Source organism: Streptomyces sp. 378, from assembly GCF_030124145.1.
GTDB lineage: Bacteria > Actinomycetota > Actinomycetes > Streptomycetales > Streptomycetaceae > Streptomyces.
In genome coordinates, this window is record NZ_JASKMS010000026.1 from 70018 (window position 1) to 88364 (window position 18347).

An 18347-nucleotide genomic window follows, 5' to 3' on the forward strand; every position below is an offset into this window, starting at 1 on the left:
CGAAAGGTCCAGACGAAGCGGCCGGTGAAAGGGCGGCGTACGCCATCCTGACCGTGCGGCAGATGTCGTACGGCGTGAAGCGCCCCGACCCCGCCCGGCGCGGGTCGTACGCGTGCCCCGCCAGGCGCTAAACGCCCGACGCGGGTCGTACGCGTGCCTTGGCAGGCGCGGAACGCCCGGCGCGCGGAGGACTCCGGGGGCGCAGTCGCATGCGCCCCCGCCCTCTCGCGCACCAGCACGACCAGCCGTGGCTCGCCGCGCGCCACCCAAGCGCCGCGCGCGGGGCCCGGGTCGGCCGCGAGCCGGACCTCACCGCCGAAGGACTGCCCCTCCACGGTGAGCGCGTCCGCTTCCGGGGCGGTCGGCCGACCGCGCCGTCGTCGGCCCGCCAGGGCCCGGGGATGTCCGGAAGTCGACCGTCCGCATAAGCCCTCGGGACGGAGGGAGAACGCCGGTGAGCGCGAGCGGTTCGTACGGCGCCCGCATCGACACGACGCGCCGCTCGTGCCGCCGCCGGCCCTGGGACGCGTCCGTCGTCACACGGGCGGCCCTGTCACACGGGGGCGGGTCCGCCGCGTCAGGGGCAGCAGCAGTCGCACCCGTCGCAGTCGCAGTCCCGGCAGGCACCTTCGCGCCTCTTCCGGGACCACGGCCCCTCGTACTCCTTGGCGCAGCACAGCTTGCAGGTGCAGCACAGCAGCCAGAACATCCCGCAGCCGGCCCAGAACCCACGTCGGCGGGGCGGTTGCGGCACCGGCGCGCCGCCACCGAAACCACCCCCGCCGAAACCGCCGCCACCGAACCCGTCTCCGCCGTATACCCCTCCGCCACCGGCGTACGGATTTCCGCCGCCGCCCGCGTACGGGTGCTGCGGGGAGCCGTAGGGCCCCGGCGGCTGCTGTCCGTGGGGTCCCTGCTGCCCGTAGGGCCCGCCGCCCTGGTGGGAGGCGCACACCGGCACCGTGCCGAAGGCCCGGTCCACCGAGCGCCGCAGTTCGTGCACGAGCAGCAGATGGACGAGCCGCGCGTCGGCGAACTCGACGTCGCGCAACGCCAGCCGGACGCCGTGCACCGCGTCGTCGGCGATCCGGCGGACCTCCGCCAGAGGGGTGCCGGTCGCCGCGATCGGGTTCCAGGCGCCTGACGCCGCGTCAGCGTGCTGGTCCTCCACGGCGTCCAGCAGGTGCGCGAGGCGCCCGAAGAGCCGTCCGGCCTCGGCGAGCGGCTGGGCGTTCCGCGGCCGGCCGGCGAGGATCGCCGTGTGCGCGAAGGCGGCGGCGGTCGCGGTCTCGGTCGGTTCGGTGACCGTCAGGAGCAGCGTCCCGGGACCGGCCAGCGCCTCGATCCCGGCCTGCCGGTCCACGGCGTCCACCAGGAGGTCGGTGTCGAATCCCACGGCGATGCCGGTCCGGGCGCCGGCCGTGTCCCAGCTCGCTGCGACCCGGCGCGCGGCACGCGCCACCGGTCTGCGGGCCAACAGCCCGTCACCGTCGGTGACGTGGTCGCGCACCTTCGCCGAGGCCAGCACCAGGGAGACGGCTGCCGCCAGCCGGGCCCCCTCGCCGTGCGCGACGGAGGCGGTGCGCATGCCGCGCAGTGGGCACGGTCCGGCCTTTCGCCGCCCGGCACCGTCACTCTCCGTCTGAGCTTCCGTCAAAACCGATATGAGCAGTCCGTCATAGTTCGTCACTATCCGCGCGAACTGTCCGTGGTCACCGCGCAGTGCGAGGCAGAGCCCGCACAAATGCGCCATCCACTGGCTTGTGAGCTTCTCTCCGAGCCGGTGTCTACAGGGCCTGACGATTCCGAACACAACGCTCCCCCGAGCTTCGTAACGATGCTGAGCTGCGGCATCGTATCGGTCCGCGCATTCACCCGTACGCCCCGGCCATCACCCGTACGCCGAGAAGAATCATATTTCACTCACAGTCAGCAGCCGTTTGGGAAACGACCCTTGGGACACACGGACTCTCGACGGATTCGCTGTGCACCAGTACCGTCACAAACCCCCCGTGCGGCGTCTATCCACTTGGCGCGCCATCCGCATCATGGACGACCATAGGGATGCGGAAAGCAGAAAGACCGCTGTGAGAGGAGGCGTCCATGGGATCGGTACGCAAGGCAAGTGCCTGGCTTGGCCTCGTCGACGACAACGAAGACGAGCGTTACTACGACGACGACTACTCCGACGGGACCGAGCCCGGGGAGGCCTGGGTCACTGATCCGCGCGTCAAGGTGGCCTCGGACGTCGCCGAGGAGAAGGGCCGCCGCATCGGGACGGTGACCCCGGACAGCTTCCGGGACGCACGCGCCATCGGCGAGCTGTTCCGCGAAGGCGTGCCGGTCATCATGAACCTCACGGCCATGGAGGCCTCCGACGCCAAGCGCGTGGTCGACTTCGCGGCCGGGCTGATCTTCGGCCTGCGCGGTTCGATCGAGAGAGTGTCGACCCGCGTGTTCCTGCTGACCCCCGCCAACACCGAGATCGTCAACGGCGACCCGGCCGCGCACCGCACGGACGGCTTCTTCAACCAGAGCTGAGGCAGGGCCGCTCACCGGCCCTGCCCCCGCGCAGGGTTACCGGACCGGTCTACCGGAAGGCGTCGAGTCCGGTGAGCGCCTTGCCCAGCACGAGCTGGTGCATCTCGACGGTGCCCTCATAGGTGAGCACCGACTCGAGGTTGGTGGCGTGCCGCATCACGGGATATTCCAGCGAGATGCCGTTGGCGCCGAGAATGGTCCGGGCCGTGCGGCAGATCTCGATCGCCTCCCGGACGTTGTTGAGCTTGCCGAAGCTGACCTGCTCGGGACGCAGGCGGCCGGCGTCCATACGCCGCCCCAGATGATGGGCGAGCAGAATCCCCTTGTGCAGTTCGACCGCCATGTCGGCGAGTTTGGCCTGGGTGAGCTGGAAGCCGCCGATGGGCCGCCCGAACTGCTCCCGTGACTTCGCGTAGTCGACCGCGGCCTCGAAACTGCTGCGGGCCGCGCCCATGGCGCCCCAGACGATTCCGTAGCGGGCGTGGGAGAGACAGCTGAGGGGCCCTCGCAGGCCGGTGACCTCCGGGAGGACGGCATCGGCGGGCAGCCGGACGTCGTCGAGCACGAGCTCACTGGTGACCGAGGCCCTGAGGGACCACTTGTGCTTGATCTCGGGTGCGGAGAATCCGTCACTGCCGGTGGGCACCGCGAAGCCGCGGATGCCGTCGTCGGTCTGTGCCCACACGACCGCGACTCCGGCGACCGAGCCGTTGGTGATCCACATCTTGCGGCCGTTGAGAATCCAGTCGGAGCCGTCGCGCTTGGCGTACGTCCGCATGGAGGCCGGGTCGGAGCCGTAATCGGGCTCGGTCAGCCCGAAACAGCCGATGACCTCGCCGGCGGCCATGCGCGGCAGCCACCGCTGCTTCTGTTCCTCGCTGCCGAACCGGTGGAGGGCGTACATGGCGAGGGAGCCCTGCACGGAGACGAGGGAACGGATGCCGGAGTCGGCGGCCTCCAGCTCCAGGCAGGCGAGTCCGTACTGCACGGCGGACGCCCCGGCGCAGCCGTACCCGTCCAGGGACATGCCGAGGGCGCCGATGTCGCCGAGTTCCTTGGCCAGCTCCCGGATGCCCGGCAGCTCCCCCTTCTCGTACCACTCGGCGACGTACGGCAGCACCCGGTCCGCGGCCCAGGCCCGCACGGTGTCCCTGATCCCGAGGTCCTCCGGCTCCAGCAGGTCGTCCAGACCGAGGGGGTCGGCGGGATCGAAGGGAGGCAGCTTGGACGAACCGGACATGATCGACGCCCTCCGAAATTCTTCAACCAGCACCGCTCACCAGACGCTACGACGCCCACCCACCCCGGCACCACCCGTAGCCGCAAACCGGGAGCGGGGCGTCACACCGAGACGCGTGAGTCCGCCGCGTCCCTGGGGGCCGGCAGGTCCACCGGGCCCGGCTCGCACTGCATGACCCGCGGCAGCCGCAAGGCCATCACCGCGCCGAGCAGCAGCAGTCCCGCGCTCACCAGCAACGTCACATGCAGCCCGTGCACGAACGCGTCCCGGGCGGCATGCCGCAACGCGGCACCGGCGGGCCCGCCCAGCCGCGCGGAGACCTCGTACGCCTCCCCCAGCGAATGCGCCGCGGACGCGGACGCCGAGGCCGGCACACCAGCAACGCCCGACAGCCCGGGCGCGTAGGCCGCGTTCATCACCGTGCCGAGTAGCGCGATCCCGATCCCGGCTCCGAGCTGGTACGAGGTCTCCCCGATCGCCGCCGCCCCGCCGGCCTGCTCCTGCGGGGCCTCGCTCAGCATCGACTCGTACGCCCCGAACAGCGTCGTCTCCAGCCCGAAGCCGAGCAGCACGAACCCGGTCAGCATCAGCGCGCACTCGTCCGTCCGGCCCAGCGCCGTCAGCAGCACCACCGCGAAGGCCGTGACGCAGAATCCGGTGCACACCATCCGGCGCGGCCCGAACCGCCGTAGCATCCGCGCCCCGGCCAGCCCGGCCGCCATCGCCGCGAACGTCAGGGGCAGCAGCCGCAGCCCGGTCTCCAGCGGTGACAGGCCGAGCACCAGTTGCAGGTACTGCGCCGCGATCAGTTCCAGGCCGACCAGCGCGAGCATCGCCAGCACGATGCATCCGACGGATGTGCTGAACGCAGGCCGGGCGAACATCTTGAGGTCCACCAGCGGACAGGCCCGCCGCCGCTGCCGCCGGACGAAACCGGCCAGCAGGACCGCGCCCACCGCCAACGGCAGCACGGTGAGCAGGCCGCCCACCGGCCCTCCGCTGCCGAGCCCCTTCACACCCAGTACGACACCGAACAGCCCGGCCGCCGCCATCAGCGCGCCGACGACGTCCCACGGGCCCTCGCGGTCGCCCTTCGACTCGGGCAGCAGCAGTCGTCCCACCGGGAGGCTGACCAGCATCAACGGGATGTTGACGAGGAAGACCGACCCCCACCAGAAGTGTTCCAGCAGGAAGCCGCCGAGCAGGGGCCCGACCGCCGCGCCCACCGCGGCCACGGCGCTCCAGATGCCGATCGCGAGCGCCCGCTCGCGCCGGTCCGGGAAGACCTGCCGCAGGATCGACAGGGTCGCGGGCATGATCATCGCGCCGCCCACGCCGAGCAGCGCCCGCGCCATGATCAGCACCTCGGCGCTCTGGGCCAGGGCGGCGAAGCCCGATGCGACGCCGAACAGCGTGTATCCGAGGAGCAGGACTCTCCGGCGGCCGACGCGGTCGCCCAGGGTGCCGAACAGGATCAGCAGCGAGGCGCAGACCAGTGGGTAGACGTCGACGATCCAGAGCAGCTCCATCCCGCCGGGCTTCAGGTCCTCGGTGACGGCGGGGACCGCCACGTGCAGCACGGTGGCGTCGACGGCGACCAGCAGCAGGCTGACGCAGAGGACGACGAGAACCACCCAGCGGTCGGCACCGGCCCCGGCCGGCCGACGGCGCAGCACAGCGGCGGCCGTGGTCGTCCCGGACATGTACGTACCTCCCAGATGTTCCCTCGCGATCGGCGGGCTCGCGGGGTGGGGGACGCCCCCGCGACTCGGCCGGAGAGGAGCGGTGGTCTCCGGCCCGCGCAAACGAACAGCGAGTGACACGTCAGCGTACGCGAGTCCCCGCCGGAGGCCAGTGGCGGACCTCTCACACCTTGAGCGGACGGATGTGGCGTACGCCACTGCCTCCCACCTCGTCGACGCACCGGGCGGCCGGACGGTTGCGGCCCGGGTCGATAATCGGGCCCGTGACCGTTCTTGAGACGCGCGCGGCCCCGCCCCGCGCCGGGGCGCTGCGCCGGGCGGCCCCGGCGCTCGCCGGGTACGCGGCCGTCCGCGCGCTGGGCCTGCTCGCCCTGTTCCTGTGGAGCGCGGCGCGGGACAAGAACGCGTACACACTGCTGACGGCCCGCTGGGACGCGCTCTGGTACGTCAGGGTCGCCGAGCTCGGCTACGGCTACGAGGTGCGGCTGGCGAACGGGGACGTGCACTCGAATCTGGCGTTCTTCCCGCTGCTGCCCTGGCTGGAGCGGCTGGTGGCGGCGGTGTCGCCGCTGTCGTACGCGGACGGGGGGTTCCTGGTCAGCCTGTGCGCCTCGCTCGCCGCTGCCTGGGGCGTCTTCGCCGTGGCGGACCATGTGTACGGCCGCCGGGCCGGGGTGTGCGCGGTGCTGCTGTGGGCCGTCCTGCCGGTGGGGATCGTGCAGTCGATGGCGTACAGCGAGTCGCTGTTCACGGCCCTCGCGGCCTGGTCGCTGTACGCGGTCCTGACCGGCCGCTGGGTGACGGCGGGCGCGCTGGCGCTGTCGGCGGGGCTGACTCGTCCGGTGGGACTGGCCGTGGTGGCGGCGGTGTGGGTGGCGGCGGTGGCCTCCTTCGTACGGGACGGAGGCGCGGCCCAGCCGGACGGCGCGCGGAGCGCGCCACGCGCCGGCGCGCCCGCAACCCGTGCCCGGCGCTTCCTCGGCATGCTCCTGGCTCCCCTCGGCACCGCCGGCTACGTGCTCTGGGTCGGGCATCACACCGGCAGGGGGCCGCTGGGTTATCTGGAGGTCCAGGCCGGGTGGCGCAACGGCTTCGACGGTGGCTACGCCTTCGGCCGGTTCGTCGCCGACAAGTTCACGTCGTTCCCGTCGGCCCTGGCCGGTGTGGGGCTGATCCTGGGGGTCGCGTCAGTCGTCTGGCTGTATGGGACCGGAGTACGTCAGCGCCAGCCGCTGCCGCTGCTGGTCTACACGGGGCTCGTGACGGCGCTCGCCCTGTGCGCGTCGAGCTACTTCGGCTCGAAACCGCGTCTGCTGATGCCCGCCTTCCCGCTGCTGCTGCCCCTCGCACTGGCCCTGGCGAAGACACATACGCGCAGGTCGGCAGCGGTACTCGGGGCCGTCGGGGTGGCCTCCGCGGTGTACGGGGCGTTCTGGCTGAACGGCTCCGGTCCGCCCTGACCCGCTGTGAGCGCCAGGGGAATTCCGCACCATGCCCGGGTGAACGAATTCAAAAGCGCAATATAACCCGCCTCCGGAATGATCAAAGGAATTGAAGGTCGCAGCCCTCTGCGATAGCGCATTCGCTGGAAATAAACCTCCTCCTGAGAGGAATCCCACATCACATCGTCATCACAAAGCCGTTGATTCGCCCGGGATCCGAGCTCACTCGCTGTAACGTCGATTGGGTGCGTACCGAACCGAAGCTCACCCGTCTGGACCGGGTGTTCGCCCGGCTGGACCGTGAGCCGGAACGACCGGCCCACATCGATGTACCGAAGATGAGCAGGCACCGCATCGTGCTCTTCGCGGGGACCCTGGCCTTCTACGGCGCGATCGTGTGGGCCGTGGTGATCACGTCCTGGCTGGTCCGGCTCGACTGGCAGGTCATGTTCTTCCGCCCGTACCAGCAGTGGTCGGAGATCCACTGGTTCGTCGACTACTACGTGGTCCTCGGACAGCGCGGCCCGACCGCCGTGATGGTCGCGGCGTGGCTGGGCTGGCGCTCCTGGCGGCAGCACACCCTGCGACCGCTGCTCGCCCTCGGCGTCTCGCTGCTGCTGCTGAACATCACGGTCGGCGCCGCCAAGTACGGCATGGGCCGCCTGGGGCCGCACTACGCGACCACCATCGGCGCGAACGAGATGTGGCTCGGCGGCGATATATTTCCGAGCGGTCACACCGCCAACGCCGTGGTGACCTGGGGAATCCTGGCCTACCTGGCCTCCAGCGCGAGAGCGCAGCGCTGGCTGTCCGCCGTGTCCGCGGTGACCTCGCTCGGCGTCGGGATGGCCACCGTCTACCTCGGTACGCACTGGCTGAGCGACGTGCTGCTCGGCTGGGCCGCGGGTCTGCTGATCCTGCTCGGCCTACCGTGGTTCGAGCCGCTGATCGCGCGCGCCGAGGCCTGGATCTTCGACCTGCGCGACCGTCTGCTGGTCCGCCGGCGAGGCACCTCGGCCGCCCCGGCCGGCGCGCCGCCCGCGTCGGTCACGCCGCTGCCCGAACGGGAGGACGTCGCGGTCCGCTCCCCCCGGGCCCCGGCCTACCTTGCGCCGGGCCCGCACACCACCCGTTCCGAGCGCGCTCCGGTCACCCCGGCCGGCAGCCGCCGCCCGCCGCACCCTGAGCGCCATCCGCGCGGTTCGACTCCGTCGTCCCGGCCCCTGACCGGCGGCTGAGCACGGGACGGTACGCACCCCGTCCGACAGCGCGAGGGCCCCGGTTCCCAACGGAACCGGGGCCCTCGTCCTGTCTCAGCCCTTCCAGGCCCGCGCCACCCGGCCGCCCCTGACCTCGAAGTTCAGCCGGCCCACGCGGTACTCCATCGTGATGATCGCCCCCGGCGGCAGCGAGCGCACCGTCGGCCAGCCCCGCTCACGTGCGAGGTGTTCGGCCCGGCCGGCCTCCAGGCCGACGTAGGTGTCCGGGCTGTCGTCGGGTTCCGCGGAAGGTGTCGGATTGGGTGCCATGCCGCCACGCTATGTCCTGCCCGGCGACCGTGGAAGTCCGGGCCCGTCCGGTCACTGTCCGCCCCCGGTCACGCTTCTGTCACAAGATCACGACAGGCGTTTCGGATGCAGTCCGTCACACGGACGAGCGGTTCCGTACGCCTTCCGCAGGCATTCGATCGTCATTTCCGCGTGTCGCATGAGCTCATGGAAAGCCCTGCGGAAAGCGCTGGGAAAATCGCCTCCGGAACTCCTTTCCCTTCCGGTTCCCGACCTGCCCGGCGGAGTCGGCGTGCTTCGGGAAATGGATGGCTTCGGCGCGAAGAGGCCGCTACGCCCCCTGTCGGAGCGCGCGGTGACGCGAGCATCATGGCGTGAGCTCGGGGGTACGTGAGGCGCGGGCCGCGGCGGGCCCGGTACGCGAGGAGCGAAGGGGCGAGCGAGTGATGGGGACGCAGACCGTACCGGTGGGGGCACCGCCCGCGCCGCGCACGCGGCACGGCCGGGTGGTGGTCGACTGGCTGACGACGACGGACCACAAGAAGATCGGCCATCTCTACCTGACCACGGCGTTCCTGTTCTTCCTGGTCGCCGGGGTGATGGCGCTGCTGATGCGCGCCGAGCTGGCCCGTCCCGGCCTGCAGATCATCAACAACGAGCAGTTCAACCAGGCGTTCACGATGCACGGCACGATCATGCTGCTGCTGTTCGCCACCCCGACCTTCGCGGGCTTCGCGAACGAGCTGATGCCCTTGCAGATCGGCGCGCCCGACGTCGCCTTCCCGCGGCTGAACATGCTCTCGTACTGGCTGTTCCTGTTCGGCGGGCTGATCGTGCTCGGCTCGCTGCTGGTGCCCTCCGGGCCGGCGGACTTCGGCTGGACCGCCTACGCCCCGCTCAACAGCGCGGAGCGCACGCCGGGCATCGGGGCCGACCTGTGGATCATGGGGCTGGCGCTGTCGGGCTTCGGCACGATCCTCGGCGCGGTCAACTTCATCACCACGATCATCGGGATGCGCGCCCCGGGCATGACGATGTTCCGGATGCCGATCTTCGTGTGGAACACCCTGTTCACGTCCATCCTGATCCTGATGGCGTTCCCGGTGCTGGCGGCGGCACTGCTGGTGCTGGAGTCGGACCGGCGGTTCGGCTCACAGGTGTTCGACGCGGCCAACGGCGGGGCGATCCTGTGGCAGCACCTGTTCTGGTTCTTCGGCCACCCCGAGGTCTACATCATCGCGCTGCCGTTCTTCGGCATCATCACGGAGATCATCCCGGTCTTCAGCCGCAAGCCGTTGTTCGGCTATCTGACGTTGATCGGAGCGACGATGGCGATCACCGGCCTGTCGATGATCGTGTGGGCGCACCACATGTTCGCCACCGGCGCGGTGCTGCTGCCGTTCTTCTCCTTCATGAGCTTCCTGATCGCGGTGCCGACGGGTGTGAAGATCTTCAACTGGGCCGGCACCATGATGAAGGGCTCGCTGTCGTTCGAGACGCCGATGCTGTGGGCGACGGGGTTCCTGGTGACGTTCCTGTTCGGCGGGCTGACCGGGGTGATCCTGGCGTCGCCGCCGCTGGACTTCCATGTGACGGACACGTACTTCGTGGTCGCGCACTTCCACTACGTCGTCTTCGGCACGGTCGTCTTCGCGATCTTCGCGGGCTTCTACTTCTGGTGGCCCAAGTTCACCGGGAAGCTGCTCGACGAACGGCTCGGCAAGATCCAGTTCTGGACGCTGTTCGTCGGCTTCCACACCACGTTCCTGGTGCAGCACTGGCTGGGCGCCGAGGGCATGCCCCGCCGGTACGCGGACTATCTCGCCGCGGACGGCTTCACCGCGCTCAACACGGTGTCGACGATCGGCGCCTTCCTGCTCGGCATGTCGACGCTGCCGTTCCTCTACAACGTGTGGAAGACCGCGAGGTACGGCGAGAAGGTCGAGGCCGACGACCCCTGGGGCTTCGGCCGTTCCCTGGAGTGGGCGACCTCCTGCCCGCCGCCGCGGCACAACTTCACGACGCTGCCCCGGATCCGCTCCGAGTCTCCGGCGTTCGACCTGCACCATCCCCAGTACGCGGCGGTGACTGCGCAGCCCGAGCCAGAGCCCCATCAAGCCGGTCGCGCGTCCTCCTGACCGCCTCGATCAGTTCGGTGGGCTCCACCACCTCGAACTCGAAGCCCAGCATGACGACGTGGATGACCATCACGTCGAGGCTGCCGGCGCCGCAGCGCAGCAGGCAGGTGTCCTCGGTCTCTGCCTCCAGCACCCCGGCGGAAGGCGAGATGTGCGCGGCGGCCTCCTCCAGGGGCGCCAGTAGCCGCACGAGGGCGTGGGCGGCGTACACGCGGGTGGAGACGCCCTGGGAGACGTAGGCGGCCAGGTCTTCGGCAGGCGGGTCGCGGGGGACGAAGCGCGGACCGTGCGGGGGTTTCGGGGTGATGCGGTCGACGCGGAAAGTGCGCCAGTCCTCCCGGGCGAGGTCCCAGGCGACGAGGTACCAGCGGCGCTCGGTGCACACCAGGCGGTGCGGTTCGACAGTGCGGCGGGTGGCGGTGCCGTCGTGGCCGCGGTACTCGAAGCGCAGCCGCTCGGCGTCCCGGCACAGGTGGGCGAGTTCGGTGAGCACGGACGGGTCGACGGAGGAGGGCAGCGTGCTGCGCAGCATCGGCACGGTGACGGCGTTCAGGGCGCTCACCCGGCGGCGCAGCCGGTTCGGCAGCACCTGCTCCAGTTTGGCGAGGGCCCGGACCGAGGTCTCGCCGATGCCGTCGATGCCCTGGCCCGCGGCCGTGCGCAGTCCGACCGCCACGGCTACGGCCTCGTCGTCGTCCAGGAGCAGGGGCGGCAGTTCGGCGCCCGCCCCCAGCTGGTACCCGCCGCCGGTGCCGGGGCTGGCGTTGACCGGGTAGCCGAGTTCCCGCAGCCGGTCCACGTCCCGGCGCAGGGTGCGGGCGCTGACACCGAGCCGGTCGGCCAGGTCGGCGCCGGACCACTCGCGGTGGGCCTGGAGCAGGGACAGCAGACGCAGCAGGCGGGCCGAGGTCTCCAACATGGGGCGAGTCTGCCAGGCCTTGCGGACAGCCGCTGTCCTCAAGGCCGGTAGGGCAGTCGCGGGACGGCGGAATCTGGAATCGGTCACCTGTCCGAACCGGCCCGTTCACCGGTACCTTGAGTAACGGCGATTTCCGGCCACCCACTTCATTCGTGGATTTCCGGATTTGTCGACCAACCTTCCTCTCACCCTGTGACCCACTTCACCCTCTCAACACCCGTCAGTCAGCGCGGAGTTGACGGCGAATACGCGATTCCGCACCGCGCGTGACCCTGTGCGCTGGATGGTTCGATTCCGTTCGCCCTGGGGCGTGACTCCCGCCACAGATCGCCCGTTGTCATCTTCATGAGCCGGGACCTACCCGGACCACGGGCCGGGAGCCACCCGGCTTTGCCACGCACCGCATCCCCGAGGGAGCCACCCGTGCCGCGCATGCTCGACGTCAGCGACGAGGTACGTGCCGAGATCGGCGACGAAGAAGCCGACCGCCTGCTCGCCGGAGAGACCGCCCCGGGCAGTTACGACTGCACGTCCTGCCGCACTCCGGGCAACTCCCAGCAGGAGCGCACCAGCACCGTGCTGTTCATCGGGGACGAGACCGCCGTCCTCGCCTTCGCCCACGCCGGCTGCCTGCCCTCGCAGATCGTGCAGGTCACCGAGGAGCAGCTGCGGGGCGCCGTGAAGTCCATCGCCGGCGACACCGTCGACCTGGAGCCCGACAAGGTGGTGCCCGAGCAGGCCGTGCTCGGCGTGACCAGCGGGCTCGTCCTGATCGCCGGCGAGCTGCACCCGGCCCTGGTGGTGGAGCCGACCGGGCCCATCGCCCGGCCCGGCACGACCGGCGCCGGCGACGACTTCCTGCCGTTGCTCATCGAACAGGGCTTCATGCCGCTGACCGAGCTGTCGGCCGTACCGCCGGTCCTGCACGGCTGGTCGGTGCTGCTCGCCGTGGGCCAGCTGCACGCGGTGCTCCAGCCGGGCGCCAACGGCGGCCAGCCGGTGGCCTGGTGGCAGGCGCACCAGCCGCTCCAGGTGACCGAGGGCTGGCGCGCGGCCGCCAACAAGCACCAGCAGGTGCTGATGTTCGCCTCGCCCGCCAGGTCGATCGGCCGCCAGCCGCGCGAGGACCTGCTGCGGGACGCACTGGACAAGGCGGCGGCGAACGGAAAGCTGGTCGCCTCGGCGCTGCCGCTGGCCGGCACCTGAGCCGCGCGTCACCCGCGCACGCCGTAGACCTGCGAAAGCCGTACCCGGGCCGCATCCCTTGACCCGCGGGGTCGTTTGGACATACGTGCACGCATACGACGTTTCCCGCCGCCAGTCCTTCTCGCCGATCCCGTCCGCGCGATCGGCTCAGGACTCCCAGGGCGGCCCATCGGCCACGCCGATCTACGACGCGCTCTACGCCGAGTACGTCAAGTCCTTCCGCGCACTTCCCGGCGACCGCAGTGGCGAGGAGAAGCTGGGTTTCACCGCCTTCGGGAACCCCCCGCACGGCTCGGGCTCGTACGGAGGGACGTACGGCGGCTCGTACAGCGCCTACAGCGCGGGTGCCCAGAGCGCCCGCCATGCCGCGGGGCAGCAGCCGCAGTGGCAACGCGTCGGGACCATCGCGCACGGCACCGGCATGCACTACGTACCGGCCGCGCTGCCGCCGGGGCGGCGCGGCGGCGTCTGAGCGAGCACCGGACACCGGAAAGGGCGGCCCCGTTCGGGGCCGCCCTTTCCGGTGTTCCGCGCTACTTCTTCTTGCCGCGCTTCTCGCGCACCCGCACGGAGATGTGGATCGGCGTCCCGTCGAAGCCGAACTCCTCACGCAGGCGGCGCTCGATGAAGCGCCGGTAGCCCGCCTCGATGAAGCCGGAGGCGAACAGCACGAACCGCGGCGGCTTGGTGCCCGCCTGGGTGCCGAACAGGATGCGCGGCTGCTTGCCGCCCCGCACCGGGTGCGGGTGGGCGGCGACCAGCTCGCCGAGGAAGGCGTTCAGCCGGCCGGTCGGCACCCGGGTCTCCCAGCCCGCCAGGGCCGTCTCGATCGCGGGGACCAGCTTCTCCATGTGCCGCCCGGTGCGCGCCGAGACGTTCACCCGCGGCGCCCACGCCACCTGGCCGAGCTCGGTCTCGATCTCCCGCTCCAGGTAGTAGCGGCGCTCCTCGTCGAGGGTGTCCCACTTGTTGTACGCGAGGACGATCGCGCGGCCGGCCTCGACGGCCATGGTCACGATCCGCTGGTCCTGCACCGAGATGGACTCGGAGCCGTCGATCAGGATGACCGCGACCTCCGCCTTCTCGACGGCCGCGGCGGTGCGCAGCGAGGCGTAGTAGTCGGCGCCCTGCTGGAGGTGGACGCGCTTGCGGATGCCCGCCGTGTCGACGAACTTCCAGGTGACCCCGCCGAGTTCGATGAGCTCGTCGACCGGGTCACGGGTGGTGCCCGCCAACTCGTTGACGACGACGCGCTCCTCGCCCGCCACCTTGTTCAGCAGGGAGGACTTGCCGACGTTCGGGCGGCCGATCAGGGCGATGCGGCGCGGTCCGCCGGTGCCGCCCGCGCCGAAGGTCTGGCGCGGCGCCTCGGGGAGCACCTCCAGGACCTGGTCGAGCATGTCGCCGGTGCCCCGGCCGTGCAGCGCGGAGACCGGGTGCGGCTCCCCCAGGCCCAGTGACCACAGGTAGGAGGCGTCGGCCTCGCCGCTCGGGCCGTCCACCTTGTTGGCGCACAGCACGACCGGCTTGCCGGCCTTGCGCAGCAGCCGGACGACGGCCTCGTCGGTGTCGGTGGCGCCGACCTTGGCGTCGACGACGAAGACGACCGCGTCGGCGGCCTCGATGGCGTACTCGGCCTGGGCGGCCACGGAGGCGTCGATGCCGAGCACGTCCTGCTCCCAGCCGCCGGTGTCGACGACCTTGAAGCGGCGGCCGGCCCACTCGGCCTCGTAGGTCACGCGGTCGCGGGTGACGCCGGGCTTGTCCTCGACGACGGCCTCGCGGCGCCCGATGATGCGGTTCACCAGGGTCGACTTGCCGACATTGGGGCGGCCGACGACGGCGAGCACGGGCAGCGGGCCGTGGCCCGCTTCCTCGAGAGCGCCCTCGACGTCCTCCGGGTCGAAGCCCTCCTCCGCGGCGAGCTCCATGAACTCCGCGAACTCGGCGTCGCCGAGCGCCCCGTGGTCGTGCTCGTACGCGCCCTCGGACGCGTCCGAGCCGTCGGGCTGGATGTGGTCGTTCATGAAGTCCGTACCTCGTCGTTCATCGTGGTGGTCGGTGGAGTACCCGCTGTGTTCGGGCTGATCCACTACTCAGTGTCGCTCAGTGCCTGGTGAGGCGCCTGGCGTTTTCCAGGTGGGCCGCGAGCTGCTTCTGGATGCGCCCGGTCGCCTCGTCCAGCGCCTTGCGCGTCCGGCGTCCGCTGCCGTCGCCCGCCTCGAAGGGCTCGCCGAAGACGACGTCGACGCGCGAGCGCAGCGGAGGCAGCCCCTTTATCAACCGTCCCCGCTTCCCGGAACTTCCCAGCACGGCCACCGGGACGATCGGGGCGCCGCTGCGCACGGCGAAGTAGGCGAGCCCGGCGCGCAGTGAGGCGAAGTCTCCCTCACCCCGGGTGCCCTCCGGGAAGATGCCGAGCACGCCGCCGCCCGCCAGGACGCCCAGCGCCTGGGTGATCGCCGTGCGGTCGGTGGTGGTGCGGTCGACCTTCACCTGCCCGATGCCGAGCAGGAAGGGGTCCAGCGGCCCGATGAACGCCTCCTTCTTGATCAGGAAGTGCGTCGGCCGGGGCGCCACGCCCATGACCATCGGGCCGTCGATGTTGTGGGAGTGATTGACCGCGAGGATCACCGGGCCGCTGGCCGGCACGCGCCAGGCGCCGAGCACACGCGGCTTCCACAGCCCGTACATCAGGCCGACGCCGATGCGCCGCCCGACCTCGGCGCCCCGCGCCGATGGCAGTTCGGTCACTTTCCGGCCCGCTTCTCCTCGACGAGGGTGACGACGCACTCGATGACCTGGGCCAGGGTGAGCGCGGTGGTGTCCACCTCGACGGCGTCGTCCGCCTTGGCGAGCGGGGAGGCCTTGCGGCTGGAGTCGGCGGCGTCCCGCTTGATCAGGGCCTCGCGGGTGGAGTGGACGTCGGCACCCTTCAGCTCGCCGCTGCGGCGGGCGGCGCGGGCCTCGGCGGAGGCGGTGAGGAAGATCTTGAGGTCGGCGTCGGGCAGCACCGTGGTGCCGATGTCCCGGCCCTCGACGACGATGCCCTGCGTCGCGGAAGCGGCGATCGACCGCTGCAGCTCGGTGATCCGGGCGCGCACCTCGGGCACCGCGCTGACGGCGCTGACCTTGGAGGTGACCTCCTGGGTGCGGATCGGACCGGCCACGTCGACGCCGTCGACGGTGATGGTCGGACCTCCCGGGTTCGTTCCGGAGACGATCTCGGGCTTGCCCGCGGCGGCGGCGATGGACGCCGGGTCGTCGATGTCGATGCCGTTGTTCACCATCCACCAGGTGATCGCCCGGTACTGGGCGCCGGTGTCCAGGTAGCTCAGCCCGAGCTGCGCCGCCACGGCCTTCGAGGTGCTCGACTTGCCCGTGCCGGACGGGCCGTCGATGGCGACAATCACTGGCGTGGCGCTTTCCACAGTGGGGACCTTCCTGAACCGGGCTCGGCGGGGGTGAGGGCGCGAGTGCCCCGCACAAGGTTACTGGGTGCGGGTCACTCGTCCGGCCGCGCGTCCACGGCAGCGCCCCGAGGCGGAGAGCGGCGCCTGCCCCACCCGGCACAGACCTGACGACACCACCCGGCCACACCCGCCCCGCCCCGGCGCGGACTGACGACGATGCGCAGTCCCGTCCGGCCCAGCCCGCCGGGCACGGGGCTCACGACACCCCCCGGCCACACCCACCCCGCCCGGCACGGGCCTGACAACACCACCCGGCCGCACCCACCCCGCCCGGCACGAGGCTGACGACGATGCGAAGCCCTGTCCGGCCCAGCCGTCCGCCACGCGAGGGACGACGGCACCGGCGGCGGATGCCGGAACCGGGCGATGTGGCGCCCGGCGGAGCGGCGAGCACCCGCCCCCGCACCCGGGCCGCCCCCTCGCACAGCCGACACCCCGCCCCCGCACCCGGGCCGCTCCCCTCGCACAGCCGGCGGCGGCGCTCAGCCGCGTCCAGCCCGGCCGGCGCCTGCGGACGAGGCCGTTCAGGTCGAGGCGGGAACCGGGGCGGCGGTCCCCGGACGCGGCGCACGAACCGGCCGGCCTCCTGCTGCCGGAGCTACTGCCGGAGTGCCCAGCCCCGTTCCCGCAGCGCGGCGCTCAGCACGGGGGCCGCCTTCGGCTCCACCATCAACTGCACCAGACCCGCCTGCTGACCCGTCGCGTGCTCGATCCGTACGTCCTCGATGTTGACGCCGGCCATGCCCGCGTCGGCGAAGATTCGGGCGAGCTGTCCCGGCTGGTCGTCGATGAGCACGGCCACGACCTCGTAGGCCCGGGGCGCGGACCCGTGCTTGCCGGGGACGCGGACCTGCCCGGCGTTGCCGCGCCGCAGCACGTCCTCGATCCCGCCGGCGCCCTCGCGGCGCTTGTGCTCGTCGGAGGACTGCAGGGCGCGCAGGGCCCGCACGGTCTCCTCCAGATCGGCGGCGACGTCCGTGAGCAGGTCGGCGACGGGCGCGGGGTTCGCGGAGAGGATGTCGATCCACATCCGGGGGTCGGAGGCGGCGATCCGCGTCACGTCCCGGATGCCCTGCCCGCACAGCCGTACGGCGGTTTCCTCGGCGTGCTCCAGCCGCGCGGCGACCAGGCTGGAGACCAGGTGCGGCATGTGGGAGACGAGGGCGACGGCACGGTCGTGGGCGTCGGCGTCCATCACCACCGGCACCGCGCGGCAGTGGGAGACCAGCTCCAGGGCGAGGTTCAGCACCTCGGTGTCGGTGTCCCGGGTCGGGGTCAGCACCCAGGGGCGGCCCTCGAAGAGGTCCCCGGTCGCGGCCAGCGGGCCGGACTTCTCCCGCCCCGACATGGGGTGGGAGCCGATGTACGCGGTCAGGTCGAGGCCGCGTTCCTCCAGCTCGCGGCGCGGCCCGCCCTTGACGCTGGCGACGTCGAGGTAGCCGCGTCCCGCGCCGCGGCGCATGGCGTCGGTGAGCACGTCGGCCACGTGCGCGGGCGGGGCGGCGACGATCACGAGGTCGACGGGCCCGTCGGGGGCCTCGTCCGTCCCGGCGCCGAGCGCGGCCGCCGTACGGGCCTGCTCCGGGTCGGGGTCGGCCAGGTGCACGGTGACGCCCCGCTGGGACAGGGCCAGGGCGGCGGAGGTGCCGATGAGGCCGGTGCCGATGACGAGTGCGGTTCTCACTGGGCGATGTCCTTGCGCAGGGCGGCCGCGGCGCCGAGGTAGACGTGGGCGATGTCGGCCCGGGGCCGGTCGGACTCGATGTGCGCGAGGACACGGACGACGCGGGGCATGGCGCCCTCGATGTCCAGTTCCTGGGCGCAGATCAGCGGGACGTCGACGATGCCCAGCTTGCGGGCGGCGGCCGCCGGGAAGTCGCTGTGCAGATCGGGCGTGGCCGTGAACCAGATGCTGATCAGGTCGTCGGCGGCGAGATCGTTGCGCTCGAGGATCTCCGTGAGCAGGGCTCCGACCTGCTCGTCCATGTGCCCGGCCTCGTCCCGTTCGAGTTGGACGGCGCCCCGGACCGCTCGTACCGCCACGGCGATGCTCCTTGCTCACGTACGTGTCGCTCTGCCTCCGGCCAGCCTAGTCAGCCGCGCGGCCCGGGGGCGCGGCGCCCGCCCGGCGAGACGCCGGGTTCGCATGCTTTGGGTCGGTTCAGTGCAAAATGAAC

15 protein-coding genes and 1 pseudogene are annotated in these 18347 nt (G+C 71.6%); 6 read left to right on the forward strand and 10 right to left on the reverse strand.

The annotated features are described in order from the left end of the window. Positions 1-577: 577 nt before the first annotated feature. A complete protein-coding gene (locus QNO09_RS29105) occupies positions 578-1813 on the reverse strand; it encodes a DUF5685 family protein (protein WP_283973233.1) in 1236 nt (411 codons plus the stop codon). Positions 1814-2103: 290 nt separating this feature from the next. On the opposite strand from QNO09_RS29105, the gene QNO09_RS29110 reads away from it, so the two are divergent. Next, positions 2104-2541 (forward strand): cell division protein SepF, encoded by a 438-nt coding sequence (locus tag QNO09_RS29110; protein WP_248507614.1) that lies wholly within the window; start codon positions 2104-2106, stop codon positions 2539-2541. Positions 2542-2590: 49 nt separating this feature from the next. Here the strand turns inward: QNO09_RS29110 and QNO09_RS29115 are convergent, their stop codons facing one another. Together QNO09_RS29115 and QNO09_RS29120 are read right to left on the reverse strand one after the other, a co-directional pair. Further along, positions 2591-3781 (reverse strand): acyl-CoA dehydrogenase family protein, encoded by a 1191-nt coding sequence (locus QNO09_RS29115; protein WP_283973234.1) that lies wholly within the window; start codon positions 3779-3781, stop codon positions 2591-2593. A gap of 101 nt (positions 3782-3882) precedes the next feature. Next, positions 3883-5484 carry an MFS transporter gene (locus tag QNO09_RS29120; RefSeq protein WP_283973235.1) on the reverse strand — a complete coding sequence of 534 codons (1602 nt, stop codon included), beginning with the start codon at positions 5482-5484 and terminating at the stop codon, positions 3883-3885. A gap of 263 nt (positions 5485-5747) precedes the next feature. Between QNO09_RS29120 and QNO09_RS29125 the strand changes: the two genes are divergently transcribed. Together QNO09_RS29125 and QNO09_RS29130 are read left to right on the forward strand one after the other, a co-directional pair. Continuing rightward, on the forward strand, positions 5748-6944 hold the full coding sequence (locus tag QNO09_RS29125) for a putative hexosyltransferase (RefSeq protein ID WP_283973236.1): 1197 nt from the start codon (positions 5748-5750) through the stop codon (positions 6942-6944). 227 nt (positions 6945-7171) lie between these two features. Further along, positions 7172-8164: a phosphatase PAP2 family protein gene (locus tag QNO09_RS29130; RefSeq protein ID WP_283973237.1), complete on the forward strand. Its 993-nt coding sequence runs from the start codon at positions 7172-7174 to the stop codon at positions 8162-8164. Positions 8165-8239: 75 nt separating this feature from the next. Here the strand turns inward: QNO09_RS29130 and QNO09_RS29135 are convergent, their stop codons facing one another. Further along, positions 8240-8455: an I78 family peptidase inhibitor gene (locus tag QNO09_RS29135; protein ID WP_283973238.1), complete on the reverse strand. Its 216-nt coding sequence runs from the start codon at positions 8453-8455 to the stop codon at positions 8240-8242. 425 nt (positions 8456-8880) lie between these two features. Between QNO09_RS29135 and ctaD the strand changes: the two are divergent. Beyond that, a pseudogene (gene ctaD / locus QNO09_RS29140) lies at positions 8881-10452 on the forward strand (aa3-type cytochrome oxidase subunit I); the annotation flags it as partial. Here the strand turns inward: ctaD and QNO09_RS29145 are convergent. Further along, positions 10451-11491, reverse strand: a complete 1041-nt coding sequence (locus QNO09_RS29145) for a helix-turn-helix transcriptional regulator (protein WP_349636992.1) — start codon at positions 11489-11491, stop codon at positions 10451-10453. The pseudogene ctaD and the gene QNO09_RS29145 sit on opposite strands and share 2 nt — an antisense overlap. 423 nt (positions 11492-11914) lie before the next feature. On the opposite strand from QNO09_RS29145, the gene QNO09_RS29150 reads away from it, so the two are divergent. Both QNO09_RS29150 and QNO09_RS29155 read left to right on the forward strand, forming a co-directional pair. Further along, positions 11915-12697: a DUF8842 C-terminal domain-containing protein gene (locus tag QNO09_RS29150; protein ID WP_283973240.1), complete on the forward strand. Its 783-nt coding sequence runs from the start codon at positions 11915-11917 to the stop codon at positions 12695-12697. A gap of 85 nt (positions 12698-12782) precedes the next feature. After that, a complete protein-coding gene (locus tag QNO09_RS29155; RefSeq protein WP_283973241.1) occupies positions 12783-13169 on the forward strand; it encodes a hypothetical protein in 387 nt (128 codons plus the stop codon). 61 nt (positions 13170-13230) lie between these two features. Here the strand turns inward: QNO09_RS29155 and der are convergent, their stop codons facing one another. The 5 genes from der to aroH form a co-directional block, all read right to left on the reverse strand. Next, positions 13231-14724 (reverse strand): ribosome biogenesis GTPase Der, encoded by a 1494-nt coding sequence (gene der, locus QNO09_RS29160; protein ID WP_283973242.1) that lies wholly within the window; start codon positions 14722-14724, stop codon positions 13231-13233. 79 nt (positions 14725-14803) lie between these two features. Further along, positions 14804-15451 (reverse strand): lysophospholipid acyltransferase family protein, encoded by a 648-nt coding sequence (locus QNO09_RS29165; RefSeq protein ID WP_283973243.1) that lies wholly within the window; start codon positions 15449-15451, stop codon positions 14804-14806. Next, the gene (gene cmk / locus QNO09_RS29170) at positions 15448-16128 is read right to left on the reverse strand and encodes a (d)CMP kinase (protein WP_283973244.1); all 681 of its coding nucleotides are present in this window, start codon (positions 16126-16128) and stop codon (positions 15448-15450) included. The genes QNO09_RS29165 and cmk overlap by 4 nt, the downstream gene beginning before the upstream one ends. Before the next feature lie 640 nt (positions 16129-16768). Beyond that, complete coding sequence (locus tag QNO09_RS29175; RefSeq protein ID WP_283973245.1) at positions 16769-17854, reverse strand: prephenate dehydrogenase; 1086 nt, start codon at positions 17852-17854, stop codon at positions 16769-16771. After that, entirely contained in the window at positions 17851-18213 is a 363-nt protein-coding gene (gene aroH / locus QNO09_RS29180) for a chorismate mutase (RefSeq protein ID WP_031106761.1), read from the reverse strand. The genes QNO09_RS29175 and aroH overlap by 4 nt, the downstream gene beginning before the upstream one ends. Positions 18214-18347: the final 134 nt, after the last annotated feature.